A 15,973-nucleotide genomic window follows, 5' to 3' on the forward strand; every position below is an offset into this window, starting at 1 on the left:
GTTTGCAGCATCTTCTACTAATGTACATGCTTCAACTTCTGCTCCACCACGAGCAACAGCTGTACCTGTAGGGGTACAATACATACTGCTGCCAAAGTCATTGGCTAACGCATGGTTAGTCCATAAAATTGGTGCACCAGTGTCAGTCGTATTTTCAGATTGGCTAGTCACATACAAAGCTACTTTTTCAAGACCCGAGAAAGGCACTTCAGCGTTACCAGTGCCAACACCGGTGACAGTAAATTTAATGCTAAATGGATCGCTGCCCACAACCACAATATCAGCTGGATCGAGCGTTAAATTGTAGTCATAAGCATTTTCTACGGTCGTAACAGATAAGCTGGCATTAGCACCATCAGATCCATCTGTACCATCAACACCATTTACACCATCAACTCCGTCAGCACCATCGCTGCCGTCAGAGCCACATCCTGCTAAACCAAAAGCAGCGATAAAGGCTGCTGCAAGTAAGGTTTTATTATATTTTTTCATCTTAAATCCCCCGATTTAGATTTGTAAGTTTCGCAAATACAAAATATAAGGATTTAGATAAAAATACCCGTGCCAAGTAACAAACCTGTGATGCTTGGTTGCAAATTCAATAGCGGGAATCGGAGATTTTAATATTGGATATATATGAATATGAAACTACAAATTTCACATTTACGAGGCTAAAAAGGCGACTCAATTTGAAAAAAAAAGCTTGAACCATAAAAGTTCAAACTGAAAACACACAAAACACTGATGTTGCAGGGTTAAATTAAATAAACTGTAATAAAATTATTAACTCAACCGTCACACACGCAAGGTCGCTTTTTGCACAATAAGTCTATTTCAAAACCGAGTTAACAATATTGATTATCATTCCTCGCAAATCTGCAGAATAACGTCGATGATGCTCTGAACGCTCAATTAAACAATAATTTGGCATCGGCATTGCTGAGTGAAGGCGCTCAAGCTCTGTTTTAGGTAAGCGCTTTACGCGTAATTGTGGCAGCTGCTCGGCAAAAGAACCTTCATGGCAAATGGCTAATGACAAACTGTTCATGGTCAGTATATGAAAATACCAATCATCTAACTTGCTAACACACTCAATGTCTTCTAATAACAGGCCATTGTTTTGACAATACAGTTCTAATGGATCAATACGATTATTAAAGCCGCGACAACGTAAATACACGAATGAGTGCTGAACAATATCTTCAATTTTAATATCATCAACATTATCCCAAAAAGGGTGTTTCGCATTACCCACAACAGAAATGTTACTCGGACATGCTATCGGATAAACTTCTAAGCCATGGGAGTCTTGGGTATCATAACCAATACCAAAGTCTAATTCGCCATTGTAAATCAATTCTTCAGTGTCAGCTTGCCAACTGTGCAGCTTAACTTTACCCATAGTATCGAGTGGGCACTCACTTAGTGCAATGGCCACACTGGTAATAATGTTTGGCGAAACAGCTATATGCAATATACTGCGCTGACAATGATTAAGGTTATTTTCAACTGAACGCTCCATTTGGCTAAACATATCGCAAAGCTGGCAAATAGGTTGATATAAACGTTCCGCTAAAGGCGTTGGTTTTAGCCCCTGTTGACGGCGAAAAAATAGTTCGTCATTAAAGATAATACGCAGAGAGGTTAGGCAGCGACTAATCTTTGGCGCCGATACAGCCAACTCTTTCGCGGCAAAATTAGCAAAACCGGTTTCGTAAATAAACTTAAACACCAATAAGCTAAATACATCGAGTTCACTGACTTTTTTTAATGCTTGTAAATCCACTTGTTATCCAGTCCGTTGCAAAAAGGAACACATAAATTAGCATATTGAACGTTTGAAAAAATTGATCTACTGCTGAATTACACAATCAATTTCAGCTGTTGTTAATAAACGAAATTGACCTAGAAACAAGGTTTTATCGAGTCCGATTTTGCCAATTGACTCACGGTGCAACCCAACCACAGGATTACGAAAACGACCAAACATGCGCTTTATTTGATGATACTTTCCCTCTCGCAACACAACCCTCGCCTGGTACGTAGACAAAATCGTTAATTGCGCAGGCAAAGTGGTAATGCCTTCAAACTCAAAATACATCCCATTAGCAAAGGCATCTATATAGCTTTCATCTATCGGGTTGGCTAAAGTAACAATATAATGTTTATCGACTTTATTGTCGGGTGCCATTAATGCCGCGGACCACTTTGCATCGTTGGTAATCAACAATAGTCCCGTTGAATGCAAATCAAGTCGCCCTGCGATATGCAGCATATCGTGATCAACCCCGACTAATAAACTCAGGGCCGTAGGGTGCTTGTCATCAATCGTTGCACTGACTACATCATCAGGTTTATTAAGCATGTAATATTGTTTTTGGTATTGCTGTAACACCACTCCATTACAAATAATATGACTAAATTCATTAATCAGTAAATCAGGTGATTTTGCATACTCGCCATCAACAACTACTTTATTTGCAATCAATAACTGACGAACCGCTTTTTTGGAAACCTGTAATCTACGAGCAATAAATTGGTCTAGTCGACCACGCTTAGACGCCATAAAACCTCACTATACCAATTTGATTAAGAATACCTTATTCTGTCTAAGGACTACATTAATAAGGAGTAACATGCTTTCGCTACCTGCTAGTACAGATATGCGCCCTGACATGACCACCGCCGAGTTTAAACAGGCGATTAAGTCACTGGATCTATTTTTACAAGAGAACATATTTCAAAGTGCAATTAATGACACCTTGAATAAGCGATCGCAGTTTTTCGACACTCTATTATGCCTACTCTGGCAGTCACTCGAACTAGACAATAATCATATTTCGCTTAACGCAGTTGGCGGTTATGGCCGGCAAACCTTACATCCGTTTTCAGACATTGATATCTGTATTATCCACGATGGAAAACTGTCTGCCACCGACGCGGGTAAAGTCAGCGACTTTTTAACTCAACTCTGGGATATCGGTCTTGATTTAGGGCACGCAGTGCGCAGCTTAGACGATACCTTTCAAGCCTGTAAAGAAGATGTCACCATTGCCACCAGTTTACTTGAAATCAGACATTTATACGGTAATACCGAGCACCAACAACAAGTATTAAACGCATTATATGGCCAAGGTTTATGGCAAAGCCAAGCCTTTTTCAATGCCAAACTAAGCGAGCAACAAGAGCGCCATGCCAAAGCGCAAGGCACTTCATTCAGTATCGAACCTAATTTAAAAACCAGTCCTGGTGGTATTCGCGATATTCAAACCCTTACCTGGGTTGCCCGTAAGCATTTTGGTGTATCCAGCATGCAGTCATTACGTCGCTTTGGTTTTTTAACCAATGATGAATACTCAGAATTAATGGAATGCCAACACTTTTTATTTAGAGTGCGCTTTGCTCTGCACCAAGCAGCACAGCGCTCAGAAAACCGTTTATTACTGCAATATCAAGCAGAAGTGGCCAAGCTTATGGGCTTTGGTGATGGCATGCCCATCGGCGAGAGTGGCAATATCGCTATTGAAAAAATGATGCGACAATTATTTCGCGCCATGAAACGCATTGGCGAATTAAATAAAATACTCATGGCGTATTTTCAACGAGAAATTATTCCGCAGCTCAATCCACAAATCATCCCAATTAACGATAACTTTGAAATTGTCGACCAATACATTCATGTGCGTGATGAAACCGTGTTTATCGACCGTACTCAAATTATGGCGTTGTTTGAGTTTATCGCGATTCATCATGACAAAATCGTCGGCATTAGCGCCGAAACCTTACGTTCGCTTCGTCAAGTTAGGCGCCGCCTCATGGGCGACTTACAAGATTTTCAGCGTTGCCGCGAACAATTCAAAGCCATTTTTGCCCACCCTCAAGGCATGGGGTTAGCCATTACCTTAATGCACCAGCATGGCATTTTAGCCTCGTATTTACCGCAGTGGCGTGAAGTCGTCGGCCAAATGCAATTTGATTTATTCCATGCTTACACCGTCGATGAGCACACCCACAAAGTGCTGAAAAACATCTATGCCTACGGTAAAGACATTAAAAGCCTCGATAAAGACTTAGCGTTAGCAGCAGACATTTACCAAAAAATGTCCAATAAATCGACCTTGCTATTTGCGGCATTATTTCACGATTTAGCCAAAGGCCGTGGTGGTGACCACAGTGAGTTAGGCGCCGTAGATGCCAATATGTTTGCCAAATTCCACGGCTTAAAAGTGTCACAAGAAAAGCTTATTTGCTGGTTGGTAGAACATCACTTGCTGATGTCGATGACATCGCAACGTATGGATATTCAGGATCCAGAAGTAATTGATACATTTGCAAAAAAAGTAGGAACATTAGCTCGTTTAGATGCATTGTATTGCTTAACCATCGCCGATATTCAAGCCACTAATGATGACCTTTGGAATGATTGGAAAGCATCATTACTAAAAGATTTATATTTTATTACTCGTAAAGCACTTCGTAACGGTCTCGAAAATATGTTGCAAATTCGCACCATTGTCCGCGAGCATAAACAAGAAGCGCTGAATTTGCTAAATGCAGATGACAATAACACCACAGCCATAAAAACCTTATGGCGACGACTACCGATTGCCTTCTTTAGTAATGCCGATACTGATGATATTGCCAGATACACTCAAGCTATAATTGACCATGATCTTGCCCCCGTTGCCGACAACAAATACAACACCCTTATTTTACTTGATGATGCAGTGGTCAAAGGTTGTAGTGATGTGTTTGTGTACACTAAAGATCGCCCCGGATTATTTGTTAAATTATTTAATACCTTAGGAGCTTTGCGTATTTCGGTAAAACAGGCACAAATTGCTCGGACTAAAGATGGTTATGTCGTTGAGTCATTTAAAGTATTGGATTTTGATGAAAAACCGATTACCAGTGCACAACGTCGTAAACAAGTTATTAACAAACTGCATCAAGTACTTGATAAGGGGGCAAATTTACCCAAAAAACGTCAATCAAGACGCCATCAAAGTTTTGATAATCAACCCAGTATCGAATTTTTACATTCACGTAAATCAACTCGCAGTTTAGTCAATGTATCAGCCCTAGACACCAGTGAGTTTATGGAACAAATTGCCAATATTTTTAGAAAATTAGAGCTACATATTCACTCCGCCACCATCAGTACCGTTGGTGAACGGGCAGATAATGTGTTTTCATTATCTAATCAAGACAATCAACAATTAACACCTGAAGAACAGCAACAGTTGACCCTAGAATTGGCGAATGCCATTAAGGGTTAGCCAAGATACAACAAAGCTAGCCATTAGTTTGCACTTTACTTTGAGCAGACCAATGGCTATGCGATAATTGCATTTATTCTCTTATCAATATTAAATCATCATGTCACAAGCGTTTAGTTACACAGCAGAATACCTGCTAGATAAAACCTACTTTGAAGAATGCTTTGATCAGTCTGTTAGCACGCAAACGCATCCCAAGCAGTACCTTAAAACCGCCATTTTTGTGATAATTGGCTTAGGTATTTTACTGCTTGATAACCTCAGCCAATTACCTATCAGCAATAAAGAAACCTACTATTTAGGGTATTTTTTTATTGGTCTCGGTGTGGTGGAGTGGTTAAGTATTCGCTTTAAAAGAACTTGGTGGTTATGGCGTCAAATGATGAGTAAAGCAGCCGGCGACACGGTAACCTTAATCATTGATGATACCGGCATTCACAGTCAATCACCCCATGTGAACCAGCAGGTTTTATGGACAGATGTTTACCGCATTAGCCAAACCGACGCAGGCTTTTTAATTGCCTTACAAAAAAGTACTACCTACTTATCTAAACGCTGCTTAGATGCTGCAAGCATCAAATTTATTGTCAGTAAACAAGGGTAATTTAAACCAGAGCCTCACTAACGCGCTGTTTAAGGTGGTTAAGTAAATCGTCTTTAAACCAGGGGTTACGGCTCAACCAGATATTATTACGCGGACTTGGGTGCGGTAAGGGGATAAAAAGTGGCCCAAAGCTGCGCCATTGCTTTACCGTTTCGGTGAGGGTTTTAGGTTTATTAGCGATATCGAAATCAACTAACTCACTGTTGGTTAATGCATTAATCGTTGAACGATGCTCACTTAAATAATACTGTTGCGCATATTGGCCAACCAACAACACTAATTTAACTTGAGTTAAGTGTGCCAATAATAATGCATGCCACTTAGGGGCGCACTCTGGTCTTGGCGGTAAGTCACCCGATTGACCTTTTTTAGCTGTAGCCGCACTATAACTCCCTGGATAACAAAACCCCATTGGCATAATGGCAACCTGCTTAGCATCGTAAAACACCTCACGGCTTACGCCTAACCACTCACGCAATCTATCGCCACTGGCATCATTGAAAGGAATGCCTGTTTCATGCACTTTACGTCCTGGCGCCTGGCCAATTATCAATATTTTTGCTTGAGGGTCGAGTTGCACCACAGGTCGAACACCATGAGTTAATGAAGCCGCACAAAGCTGACATTGATTAACCTGCTTGAGTAACACCTCAAAATCGGTCATATAAATATTCCCTCTTACACTCTATCCAAAGGAACTAAGCTGCAGTAATATTTGTCAAAATAACAAAGTTCTCCCAAGAAGGAACAACCATGCCATCTCTTATTACTAGTATTACTAGCAAAACGATTACCCGCAAAACGATTACCCGCACTAGCCTCGCTGCATTATTTGCCAGTTGCGTCGCTGTCAGCTTTACCGCTAGCGCATTACCCGCCGCACCGCTTAAAGATGTTTTATCATTAAAAGAAGCCTGCCAACAAATCGCCATTGAAGACCAACTGCCAGAAGCTGAAGTGAGTGCATTTTTATTAGATTGCGTAAATGACCAATTAACCGAAATGGGCTACGAGCGCATAGCTAGCTTAGATTAAATTGCCAGCCTAGATTAAACATATAACCGCTTTAGCATACTAATAAAAAAACGCCGTTAAGGCGTTTTTTTATTACTATTACAGCATATAAAACCTTTAAAAAGCCTGGCAAAAAATTGCTATCGATGCACCAATGGCCACAAACCAAGATAACGATCGTAACGTGCCGTAATTAAGTAAATACATCGCATGATAAATCCCTCGCGCAACCACATGTACTATGGCTAATATGGCAACCACATCAGTGACGTTATTGGTGACTAATGCTGTTAGCACTGCAACCCCAAATACAATTAACGACTCAAATGCATTTTGATGCCCTGCTACGGCACGAGCACCAAAACCGGTTAATTGCGCTTGCTGCGCGCGCGGATGGTTATTGTCATAACGGCCTAACTTAGCCATCGCCATCGCAACCGGCACTTTGGCGGCATATGGCATTAACATCGCTATCAGTAAACAAATCAAAATAGTTTGCATGGTATCCCTTCTCTTATTATTTTTAGCAAAGCCAAACTAACACTACGTTAGCTTCAGCATTGAAGATTCAGACTGCTATTAGCATAAACTACACGCGATAGTGTAACCATATTCAACAGTAAATAGCTCAGCAGTAAATATGCTCAGTACCAAACTGATGAACCCACTTAAATCGGCAGAGATTAGCTTGTTTGATAAGGCAACCATACTTTAACGCTTAAGCCTCCTTCTGGGCGGTTTTGCATACTCATTCGCCCGCCATGCGCTTCTATAATTTCACGGCACAATGGCAAACCAATGCCTGTACCCGACTGTTTTGTAGAATAAAAAGGTAACAAGGCTTGCGACAATACCTCTGAAGACATACCAGAGCCGAGATCATCTACCCTAATTAATAATCCGCTCACAGGGTGACTGATTTCTTCAAATGCCAATGACACGCTGTCTTTGTCTGCTCCCGATTCATGGGCATTTTTGAGTAAATTAATTAACACTTGTTCTAATTGCACCGCGTCGAGTTTTATGTCTAAGATCGGCAGCGGCGTTAATAGCTTAAACGAATATTGCTGGGTCAGTTGTTGCGTCATACGTGCCCAGTCGACCAGCGCTTTTTGCGGTAAAGGTAACTTAGCAAATTGTGCATAGTGGGAGATAAACTGACTTAAGTGACTGGTGCGGTTTTCGATGGTATCAAAAATGAGCTGCAATTTAGAGTTATCTAAATGTTGAGTTAACAACTTACCCGAATTCACCATCGACGCGATTGGCGCAACCGAATTATTAAGCTCATGACTGATAATTCGAATCACCTTTTTCCATACTGCCACTTCTTGGCGGTTTAGCTCTTTGGTCAGTTGTTTGAGCAGAATTAAATGATGTTGTTGGTTATTCTGGGTAAAACTACCACGGGAAATATGCCAGGTTTCAACATCGCCGTCTGTTACATTATCCCCTGCTGCACCGGCCTCGTTATCCGTCATTGCAAACAGCCCTTCTTGCTCGCTGTTTAAGGCGTTTTTGAGCGAGTCAGGTAACATTTCAACCAACTCGGGCATTAACATACCTTCAACGTTAACCCCGTGGTTAAATAAATGTCTTGCGGCGCTATTGGCATAAATAACTCGCTGAGAATCATCAATCAATAACATCACATTTGGCGAGTTCTGGATGACTTTATCCAGCATTAACTCACGCTGGTAAATAAACTGACGCTCACTGCGCAACTTGGCAGACGCTTGGTTATATAAATGCACTAGGTTATCAAGCTGTGGTTCGCCATAAGGATGCAAAGACACGCTAAAATCGTTGTCTTTAAAATTAAGTAAACCAATTTCAAGTGCTTGCAAGCTATCGCTTAATCGTTTTGTTAGCCAAGAGCTGCAAAAATAGCAGACCAGCAGCATCACAATCAGTGCTAACCATAAGGCGCTGTCACCCAAATTAAACCACACCAGCGCGCCACAAAGTAACCCTAGCAGGCAGCTAAGCATATTGGCTAACACCAGTTTAGTTCGCAGCGACAACATCATAATTTAGTGTCTCGAATACCAAATTTATCCATACGCCGATACAAGGCCTGACGGCTTAAACCAAATGACTTAGCCACTCTGGCAATAACACCATTATGCTGAGTTAATGCCGCTTCTATTTGCTGTTTATCAGGCTCATTGATTAAGGGCGCATTATCTTGTTGTCCAACGAGAGGAGTAGAATCAGATTGGCTTTCATGATTATTATGGCTTGAATCCGCTTCAATTTGATCTGTAGGCAATATGTTTAAACCAAAGTCATGAATGGTTAACTGTGCTGATGTGGCCAGTAATGACGCCCGTTTACAAGCATTTTCAAGCTCGCGTACGTTACCAGACCAGCAATGAGTAATTAACGCCTGCCGGGTCACTTTATCTAGCGTAAACTGCTCGCCCATAAAATGGCGAATAAGCGGCAAAATATCATCTTGGCGCTGCTTAAGTGGCGGCACACTGAGCTCAATCACGTTTAAGCGATAAAACAAATCTTCACGAAAGCGTCCATTGGCAATGTCATCGGCAAGATCGGCATTGGTTGCACTAATCACCCGCACGTTCACTTTACGGGTTTGATGGCTGCCCAAGCGTTCAAACTCACCGGTTTGCAATACCCGCAATAGTTTTACCTGACCAGACAATGGCAAATTACCAATCTCGTCTAAAAATAATGTGCCACCATCGGCAGCTTCAAATCGGCCCATACGGGTTTTATTGGCGCCAGTAAATGCGCCAGCTTCTGCACCAAACAGCTCTGCTTCTAATAAGTCCATTGGTAACGCCCCAATGTTGACCTTAATAAAAGGCTTATCTTTAAGCGGCGAGTTAGCCTGTAAAATATCGGCTATTTTGTCTTTGCCCGCACCATTGGGGCCGGTGATCATCACCGACACATCAGAGCGTGCCACTTGTAAGGCCAAATCGACACAACGCTGCATCGCCCCACTGGCAAACACAAGTCCACATAACTCAGCACCATTAATGGCCGACATACGGTCACTGTGGACCCGCGAAAGTTGATTGTTTTGTTGTGATAAGCGGTATATCGATAATAAATTAGCGACGCTAGTTAGTAACTTAGCATCATCCCAGGGTTTACCCATGTAATCGGCCGCACCGGCTTTAACCAACTCCACTGCGGTTTCTAACTGGGTCCAGGCGGTCATTAAAATAATCGGTAAATTAGGCTGTAACTGACGCAAAGCATAAAACAGTTGCTTGCCTTCTTCACCCGAGGTGGTGTCGCGGCTAAAGTTCATGTCCTGAATGACCAAGCAGATCTCTTTATTGCCCACAATATCAATGGCATCATCGGGCGAATGACAATAAATGGCATCATAGCCATGCAACTCAATCATCAGTGCAAGTGCTTGGCAAATGGCGTGATTGTCATCAACAATTAAAATAGTATCCATTACGATGATGTGGCTCTCATTGAGTAATTTGTAAATAACGGTAGCATTAAGCTACCGTAAAACAACATAAATTTCGAATAACAATCGCGAACTTATACACTGCGCGTTGCCATTGCAGGTGAAATATCTGCCGCTCTTACTGCTGGCACGATTACCGCCAACGTTGTTACCACCAGTAAGCCAATCACTGAGACAAGCGGATAAATCACTGGCACCATAGGCAAACTATACAGCGACATTAATTGCTGACCCAAGACTAAGGCTAACATGCCGCCAATCACGCCACCCACAATGCATATCAAGTAGTTCTCCACCATAAAATATTGAATGATGTCTCGTTTTTTAGCGCCTAGGGCACGACGAGTACCAATTTGTTTGGTGCGACGTTGAATATTAAACATCACCATACCCGTTAACCCTAGTGCGGTAATCAGTAACAATAAGATCACCATAATACTTAATACTGTCGCCATTAAACGATGGTTACTGTAGGTGAGATTTTTTATCTCACTGAGTGTTTGAAAATGATCTAACACTCGGTTTGGATTTTCAGCATGCAGCGCTTTACGGATGGTTTCTTCTAATGCAGGAATGTGCTCTGGCAATGCCCGCACCATATAAGATTTATTACTGCTGCTGCCACCAAAATCGATATTTTGGATCACGCTGTATTCAAAGTTTTCATGGTCTATCCAAGCTCCTTGTAGCTTATCAACCACACCTATAATGGTGACGGCTTGTGCGCCCTGATACATGGTTTTACCCAGCGGTGATTCCTCGCCCCAAAAAGCCTTAGCGAGGGGCTGCGATACTAACGCCATCATGCCGCTGTCATCTAGGTTGGTATTAATTTCATCGGCGGTAAAGTTTCGCCCAGCAATTAACTTAGCGCCCATCACATTGAGTAAATGTTCGTTACCCAAGTAAAAGGCAAAACCAGGGGTGCCTTTAGCCGTGTCAGCATCAGGGCCATCAACATAGCGATCCATCCAACCGCTGTCGCTTAACGGCAACATATTGCTATAGCTAGCATCAATCACATTGGGCAGCGAACGCAAGATTTGTTGGTCAACTTGGTTTTGTTTTATGTTGTCGATTGCAGGATCAAAGTTGTACATACTAAACGTGAGTATTTGCTCTTCTGCATAACCCGATTCACGCTGCATTAACGACAAACGTTCGTTAATGATAAAACTCGCATTAGACACAATTGCAACAGATAAAATGATCTGCAACAGTAATAAAATCGGCGCGCTTTTACTGCGCATTAAACTGGATAAAATCGGTTTAATATGTAACATTGTGATGTCCTTATTTAATCCGTTATTGAGTTTTTAAATACACACTAGGTTTAGTGCGGCACACCACCCATGCAGGATAAACGCCTGCCAAAACCGCGGTAGAAATAGCAATTAACGGGGTAATAATCCACATACTTGCATCAAGGCCGGTGACACTTTGGTCCATTGAAAAATAACTGTGTAGCGCGGTTAACGATCCCCAAGCCCATAACAACCCTACCACTCCACCAATAAAACCAATCATGCCCACCTCGACCATGTACTGACTAAATATCTGCCCACGACTGGCACCAATAGCGCGTCGAACCCCCACTTCTGGTGCGCGCTTTAAAAATTTAGTCAGTAACAATCCAAGAATATTGACCAAGCACACGCTTAAAAACAACAAGCTTAAACCGACCAGAATTTTGTTGTCTTCGGGTACCACATTGCTGTCTTCAAGCCATTTATCAATATCACTAATTTGCACGGCTTCTGCAGGGGTTTTAGCGGTATCAGTAAAACGACCAATAGCACGTTGCTGCTCAACATAACGGGTTAACCAACTTTGGTAGTTTTGCTTTTCATCTTCGCTGTTAAGCACTGTCCAAAACTGAATCCACACTTTCTCTGATGCTAAGCGGTCACTGTAAGTGAGCATGGGTTCGAACTTCCAACCACTGGTGTTACCCCACACATCAAATTCTTCCTGGCCGGTTAGCGAGAAGGGAATGAATATTTCTTCTGCGTCATTAAAGGCACCATTGAGCGGATCGTAATATTTAGGTTGTGGATTCCAGTCTTCAATCACCCCCACAATCTGGTAAGGTTTACGGTCTAAAAATACCGTTTTACCCACACTGTTTTTGCCTTCAAAAAAGCGTAAGTTTAACTTTTGGCTAATCACCACTTGATACGCTGGGCGTAAATCAACGCTGGCGTCCCAATAACTGCCATATAAAAATGGCACCGAAAAAATCCTGAAAAAGTCTCTGTCGGTCACCCGCACACTTTGTAAAACAGGCTCAATTTTGGGGTTGTCAGACTGCAATGCTAAACCGGTACGGTAAGTCGCCGCTTTTAAGCTCAATTCATCGTTATTACGCAAGTTCACTGCATCGGTGTAGGTGATGCTTGAAATAAAATCATCCCAGGTATCTAGGCCTTGGCTCCAAAGCTGCACCGAATTAATCACCTCACTGCGATCACCAGCCGGGTTATAAGACATGGTTTTATACACATTTAACGTGGTGATGGTAATGCCAATACCAATCGAAATAGCCAACACCATTAACATCGATAACATCGGTGTTTTTCGAATACTTCGCCAGGCTAAATCGCAATAATAAAAAAACATAGTGTTCCCCTTAACGAGTGCCGGTAGCTGCTGGTTGATACATCGAAAAGTCACACACTTGGCCATCGACAATTTGAATATTACGCTGAGCACGACGCGCAAGCTCCGAGTCATGTGTCACCATAATAATGGTGGTACCTTGTTGATTGATGTTTTCCAATAGCTCCATCACCTGGCGCGCCATTAAGCTGTCTAAATTACCCGTGGGTTCATCGGCAAGTAAAAAGCGTGGTTCGCCTGCTAATGCACGTGCAATGGCTACCCGCTGCTGTTGCCCGCCAGACAATTGCGTCGGTAAATGCTTCATCCGCGCACCTAACCCAACTTGCTCTAATGCGGATTCGACTCGGCGCTTACGCTCGCTGGCATTCATACCGCGATAACGCAATGGCACTTCAACATTTTCGGCTAAATTAAGATCAGGAATTAAATTAAAACCCTGAAAGATAAAACCAATTTTTTCATTACGCACTTTAGCGCTGTGGTTATCACTTAAATTAGACACATTCACGCCATCAAGGCTGTATTCGCCCGAACTAAATCCTTCAAGCAAACCTGCAATATTCAAAAAAGTCGTTTTACCTGAGCCAGAAGGCCCTGTTACCGCGACAAACTCGCCCTCATTCACTTCAAGGTTAAAATCGCGTAGCGCGTGGGTTTCAACGAGGTCGGTTTTAAACACCTTGCTGATATTTTTCATCGATAACATATTGGCTTCCTTGGTTTATTAGGTTGTTGCATTCCAGAGCTTATACTGCGAATGTCTTACTGGTCAGAATTTAAATACTTAAATTGAATGCTCAAATTGAATAAAATAAAACAGCGCTGTGGCGATGTGATTACCCAAACGAGCTAAAACTGCAGCTTTACTTTAAGCATGTCGTTAATATTAATGTGCAAGCTAACCGCTGAATTGATGTCTATTAATCGCGTGCTGGCATGGCTGCTGATATCAATCAATTGCAAACTAACCGATAACCAATCTGTTTGATTATCAATACGATAACTCACAGCCATTGCAAGAATAAATAACGCCGCTAGCGCGATAAGCTGTCTACGTTGAATAAAAGTCATAGAATGTCCTTACTCTGTTGAGTGTCTGTTAATTAGCTTGTTTATCGACTTAGCTATCTTATTTGAATCGTGGGATCATTTTTAAAGGTTTCGGTGCCAGATATCACCCATACATCGCCTTCTTCACCACCTTCAAGCACTTCAACCTGGCTCATACTGCGAGCACCCAATTTAACGGCTTTCTTTTGGGCGATAGCCTCGTTAACCTGGTAAGCCACTTCGCCGCCCATATTGAGAAAATCACCGCGTTTGACGATTAATACATTGGGTCTGTTTTCCAGTAAAACTCGGGCAGACAAACGCTGATTTTGACGTAAAGACAAGCTGTCACTGTTAGCAAAACGTACCCTTGCAGTCACTTCGCGGTTTCTCACTTCGGGTGAAATAGACGACAACTGCCCAACCACATTCAGGTTGCCAAAACTCAGCTCGACATCCATGCCTAATCCCAGTTCATCGGCATAAGATTCTGGTACAGCAAGCTCTGCTTCAAAGGCAGTTAAATCCACAACGGTTAACATCGGCTGACTCGCACCAATACGGGCTTTTTGCTCCACCAGCCAGTTACCAATAATGCCGTTCACTGGCGCAACAATATTCAGCGCATTCGCTTGTCGTGTGAGTTCGCGCACCACTAAGGCCTGACGCTGAACTTCAAGGGTACGGTTTTGAATTTCAAAACTGAGGGTGTCGTGCATTAACTCAACTTCTTGCTGGGCATGTTTGTGCAGCAGTTTGGCTTTATGTAAATCATCTTTGCTTTTTTCAAAATCAATTCTGCTGATCAAGCTTGATTCAATCAGTTGGTCGCCACGACGACTTTCACGATCTGCCGCTTCTAAATCCACTTTTGCCATGTCTAAAATCTGGCTAACGCGCAGTTGCTCTCGTCGGGCATCTAACTTAGCCCGCTCAAGGCTGCCTTGCATGCCTTCAAGTAATGATTGCTGTTGCTGCAACTCGCTTTGCAAACGTGGGCTTTCAACCTTTGCCACCACTTGCCCAAGTTCAACCTCATCACCAGGTTGGCTTAATAGCGTCACCACACCTTCTTCAGTGCTGTATAAAATCGGTGCATTGGCGGCGACAATTTTACCGGTAGTGGCAATGTCTCTCACTAGCGTGCCACGAGTCAGCGTTGCTAGGCGTAAATCGGCGCCATCAACTGAACGCTGGTTACTGTCGTGACTAAAACTCGCCCATACCAGCGCGCTCATCAATATGGCGCCACAACCTATTATTAAGGGTAGGCGAAGCTTGCGACCTAGCTTCGGCGCTACAAGGGTATCTTGACTACTTGTGTCTTTAATCATCTCAAATCCTTAGGTAACACGTTGACAGCACGTACTACTTCACGTTTATACCTAGGATAAAGCACAAGCCATGCCAAAAATTATTTATTGTTATTTTTCATAAGGATAATAGTTTTAAGCGATAACCGAACACGTTAAAAGTGTCCGCGGACAGATTTAAATACTGTCCGGTAATGGGGAAAGTGTCCGAGCGGACACTTGGTTTGCTTTGTACTTATGGCCTACGGCCACATCAAACGTCGTGGCGCTTCGCCCACACCAGAGCAAAGGGGTAAAGCGCATTCTTATTTAGCAATCAGCCTTTGCAAACCCTCAGCGTTCCGGCAACATTTTCGCTTTTTAACCAAACAACAGCAGCGAAAAAATTGCGACGGAAAATTATCGAGATTTTGACCGCGTATTTATCCCTCTTCGACCACCTCTTTATGGTAAAGAATGAAAATGCTAACGCTTCAGATGGGGCGTCCCTTCCCCTCCAAAGCTAGCCAGACATTGATGTCTGGACTCACGTCATTTTTTTCAACGGCCTCAAGTCCAGAGTTGAATTGTAAGCGTCTAGCCAACGGCACCTAGCAATTTATTTTTACCTGATGTTCCACGGTAATAATGG

General features: G+C 42.5%; 14 protein-coding genes and 1 pseudogene. 3 read left to right on the plus strand and 12 right to left on the minus strand.

Features of this window, described 5'->3' with window-relative positions; genetic code table 11:
• From IEY42_RS20490 to IEY42_RS20500, 3 genes and pseudogenes are all read right to left on the minus strand, one after another.
• Window positions 1–492 (minus strand): annotated as a pseudogene (locus IEY42_RS20490) (OmcA/MtrC family decaheme c-type cytochrome); the annotation flags it as partial.
• 337 nt (window positions 493–829) lie between these two features.
• Window positions 830–1,786, minus strand: coding sequence for a LysR family transcriptional regulator (locus tag IEY42_RS20495; RefSeq protein ID WP_188927070.1), 957 nt, complete (start codon window positions 1,784–1,786; stop codon window positions 830–832).
• Window positions 1,787–1,852: 66 nt separating this feature from the next.
• Window positions 1,853–2,566, minus strand: a complete 714-nt coding sequence (locus tag IEY42_RS20500) for a 16S rRNA pseudouridine(516) synthase (RefSeq protein ID WP_188927071.1) — start codon at window positions 2,564–2,566, stop codon at window positions 1,853–1,855.
• Window positions 2,567–2,636: 70 nt separating this feature from the next.
• Here IEY42_RS20500 and glnD point away from each other — a divergent pair, with 70 nt between their 5' ends.
• Together glnD and IEY42_RS20510 are read left to right on the plus strand one after the other, a co-directional pair.
• Window positions 2,637–5,279 (plus strand): [protein-PII] uridylyltransferase, encoded by a 2,643-nt coding sequence (glnD, locus tag IEY42_RS20505; protein WP_188927072.1) that lies wholly within the window; start codon window positions 2,637–2,639, stop codon window positions 5,277–5,279.
• A 100-nt stretch (window positions 5,280–5,379) separates the two neighbouring features.
• The gene (locus IEY42_RS20510; RefSeq protein ID WP_188927073.1) at window positions 5,380–5,883 is read left to right on the plus strand and encodes a YcxB family protein; all 504 of its coding nucleotides are present in this window, start codon (window positions 5,380–5,382) and stop codon (window positions 5,881–5,883) included.
• Between the two features lies 1 nt (window position 5,884).
• On the opposite strand, the gene IEY42_RS20515 is transcribed toward IEY42_RS20510, so the two are convergent.
• Entirely contained in the window at window positions 5,885–6,547 is a 663-nt protein-coding gene (locus tag IEY42_RS20515; protein ID WP_188927074.1) for a uracil-DNA glycosylase family protein, read from the minus strand.
• A gap of 89 nt (window positions 6,548–6,636) precedes the next feature.
• On the opposite strand from IEY42_RS20515, the gene IEY42_RS20520 reads away from it, so the two are divergent.
• Window positions 6,637–6,918 (plus strand): hypothetical protein, encoded by a 282-nt coding sequence (locus IEY42_RS20520; protein ID WP_188927075.1) that lies wholly within the window; start codon window positions 6,637–6,639, stop codon window positions 6,916–6,918.
• Between the two features lie 96 nt (window positions 6,919–7,014).
• Here IEY42_RS20520 and IEY42_RS20525 read toward each other — a convergent pair whose 3' ends face one another.
• The 8 genes from IEY42_RS20525 to IEY42_RS20560 form a co-directional block, all read right to left on the minus strand.
• On the minus strand, window positions 7,015–7,398 hold the full coding sequence (locus tag IEY42_RS20525) for an MAPEG family protein (protein ID WP_188927076.1): 384 nt from the start codon (window positions 7,396–7,398) through the stop codon (window positions 7,015–7,017).
• Window positions 7,399–7,580: 182 nt separating this feature from the next.
• A complete protein-coding gene (locus IEY42_RS20530) occupies window positions 7,581–8,924 on the minus strand; it encodes a sensor histidine kinase (protein ID WP_188927083.1) in 1,344 nt (447 codons plus the stop codon).
• Window positions 8,924–10,339, minus strand: a complete 1,416-nt coding sequence (locus IEY42_RS20535) for a sigma-54-dependent transcriptional regulator (RefSeq protein WP_188927077.1) — start codon at window positions 10,337–10,339, stop codon at window positions 8,924–8,926. The genes IEY42_RS20530 and IEY42_RS20535 overlap by 1 nt, the downstream gene beginning before the upstream one ends.
• 92 nt (window positions 10,340–10,431) lie before the next feature.
• Window positions 10,432–11,640 carry an FtsX-like permease family protein gene (locus IEY42_RS20540; RefSeq protein WP_188927078.1) on the minus strand — a complete coding sequence of 403 codons (1,209 nt, stop codon included), beginning with the start codon at window positions 11,638–11,640 and terminating at the stop codon, window positions 10,432–10,434.
• A gap of 22 nt (window positions 11,641–11,662) precedes the next feature.
• Window positions 11,663–12,976 carry an ABC transporter permease gene (locus IEY42_RS20545; protein WP_188927079.1) on the minus strand — a complete coding sequence of 438 codons (1,314 nt, stop codon included), beginning with the start codon at window positions 12,974–12,976 and terminating at the stop codon, window positions 11,663–11,665.
• A gap of 10 nt (window positions 12,977–12,986) precedes the next feature.
• Window positions 12,987–13,685, minus strand: a complete 699-nt coding sequence (locus IEY42_RS20550) for an ABC transporter ATP-binding protein (protein ID WP_188927080.1) — start codon at window positions 13,683–13,685, stop codon at window positions 12,987–12,989.
• Between the two features lie 143 nt (window positions 13,686–13,828).
• Window positions 13,829–14,050, minus strand: a complete 222-nt coding sequence (locus IEY42_RS20555; protein ID WP_188927081.1) for a hypothetical protein — start codon at window positions 14,048–14,050, stop codon at window positions 13,829–13,831.
• Window positions 14,051–14,103: 53 nt separating this feature from the next.
• Window positions 14,104–15,363: an efflux RND transporter periplasmic adaptor subunit gene (locus IEY42_RS20560; protein WP_188927082.1), complete on the minus strand. Its 1,260-nt coding sequence runs from the start codon at window positions 15,361–15,363 to the stop codon at window positions 14,104–14,106.
• Window positions 15,364–15,973: the final 610 nt, after the last annotated feature.

Origin of the sequence: Shewanella algicola (assembly GCF_014648035.1) — a bacterium.
GTDB lineage: Bacteria > Pseudomonadota > Gammaproteobacteria > Enterobacterales > Shewanellaceae > Shewanella > Shewanella algicola.

What these genes read in the sequence shown, in the direction of transcription:
- IEY42_RS20535 (WP_188927077.1), bottom strand. Translation starts at nt 10,339, where the DNA reads ATGGATACTATTTTAATTGTTGATGACAATCACGCCATTTGCCAAGCA.
- IEY42_RS20555 (WP_188927081.1), bottom strand. Translation starts at nt 14,050, where the DNA reads ATGACTTTTATTCAACGTAGACAGCTTATCGCGCTAGCGGCGTTATTT.
- IEY42_RS20540 (WP_188927078.1), bottom strand. Translation starts at nt 11,640, where the DNA reads ATGTTACATATTAAACCGATTTTATCCAGTTTAATGCGCAGTAAAAGC.
- IEY42_RS20510 (WP_188927073.1), top strand. Translation starts at nt 5,380, where the DNA reads ATGTCACAAGCGTTTAGTTACACAGCAGAATACCTGCTAGATAAAACC.
- IEY42_RS20550 (WP_188927080.1), bottom strand. Translation starts at nt 13,685, where the DNA reads ATGTTATCGATGAAAAATATCAGCAAGGTGTTTAAAACCGACCTCGTT.
- IEY42_RS20545 (WP_188927079.1), bottom strand. Translation starts at nt 12,976, where the DNA reads ATGTTTTTTTATTATTGCGATTTAGCCTGGCGAAGTATTCGAAAAACA.
- glnD (WP_188927072.1), top strand. Translation starts at nt 2,637, where the DNA reads ATGCTTTCGCTACCTGCTAGTACAGATATGCGCCCTGACATGACCACC.
- IEY42_RS20525 (WP_188927076.1), bottom strand. Translation starts at nt 7,398, where the DNA reads ATGCAAACTATTTTGATTTGTTTACTGATAGCGATGTTAATGCCATAT.
- IEY42_RS20520 (WP_188927075.1), top strand. Translation starts at nt 6,637, where the DNA reads ATGCCATCTCTTATTACTAGTATTACTAGCAAAACGATTACCCGCAAA.
- IEY42_RS20500 (WP_188927071.1), bottom strand. Translation starts at nt 2,566, where the DNA reads ATGGCGTCTAAGCGTGGTCGACTAGACCAATTTATTGCTCGTAGATTA.
- IEY42_RS20515 (WP_188927074.1), bottom strand. Translation starts at nt 6,547, where the DNA reads ATGACCGATTTTGAGGTGTTACTCAAGCAGGTTAATCAATGTCAGCTT.
- IEY42_RS20560 (WP_188927082.1), bottom strand. Translation starts at nt 15,363, where the DNA reads ATGATTAAAGACACAAGTAGTCAAGATACCCTTGTAGCGCCGAAGCTA.
- IEY42_RS20530 (WP_188927083.1), bottom strand. Translation starts at nt 8,924, where the DNA reads ATGTTGTCGCTGCGAACTAAACTGGTGTTAGCCAATATGCTTAGCTGC.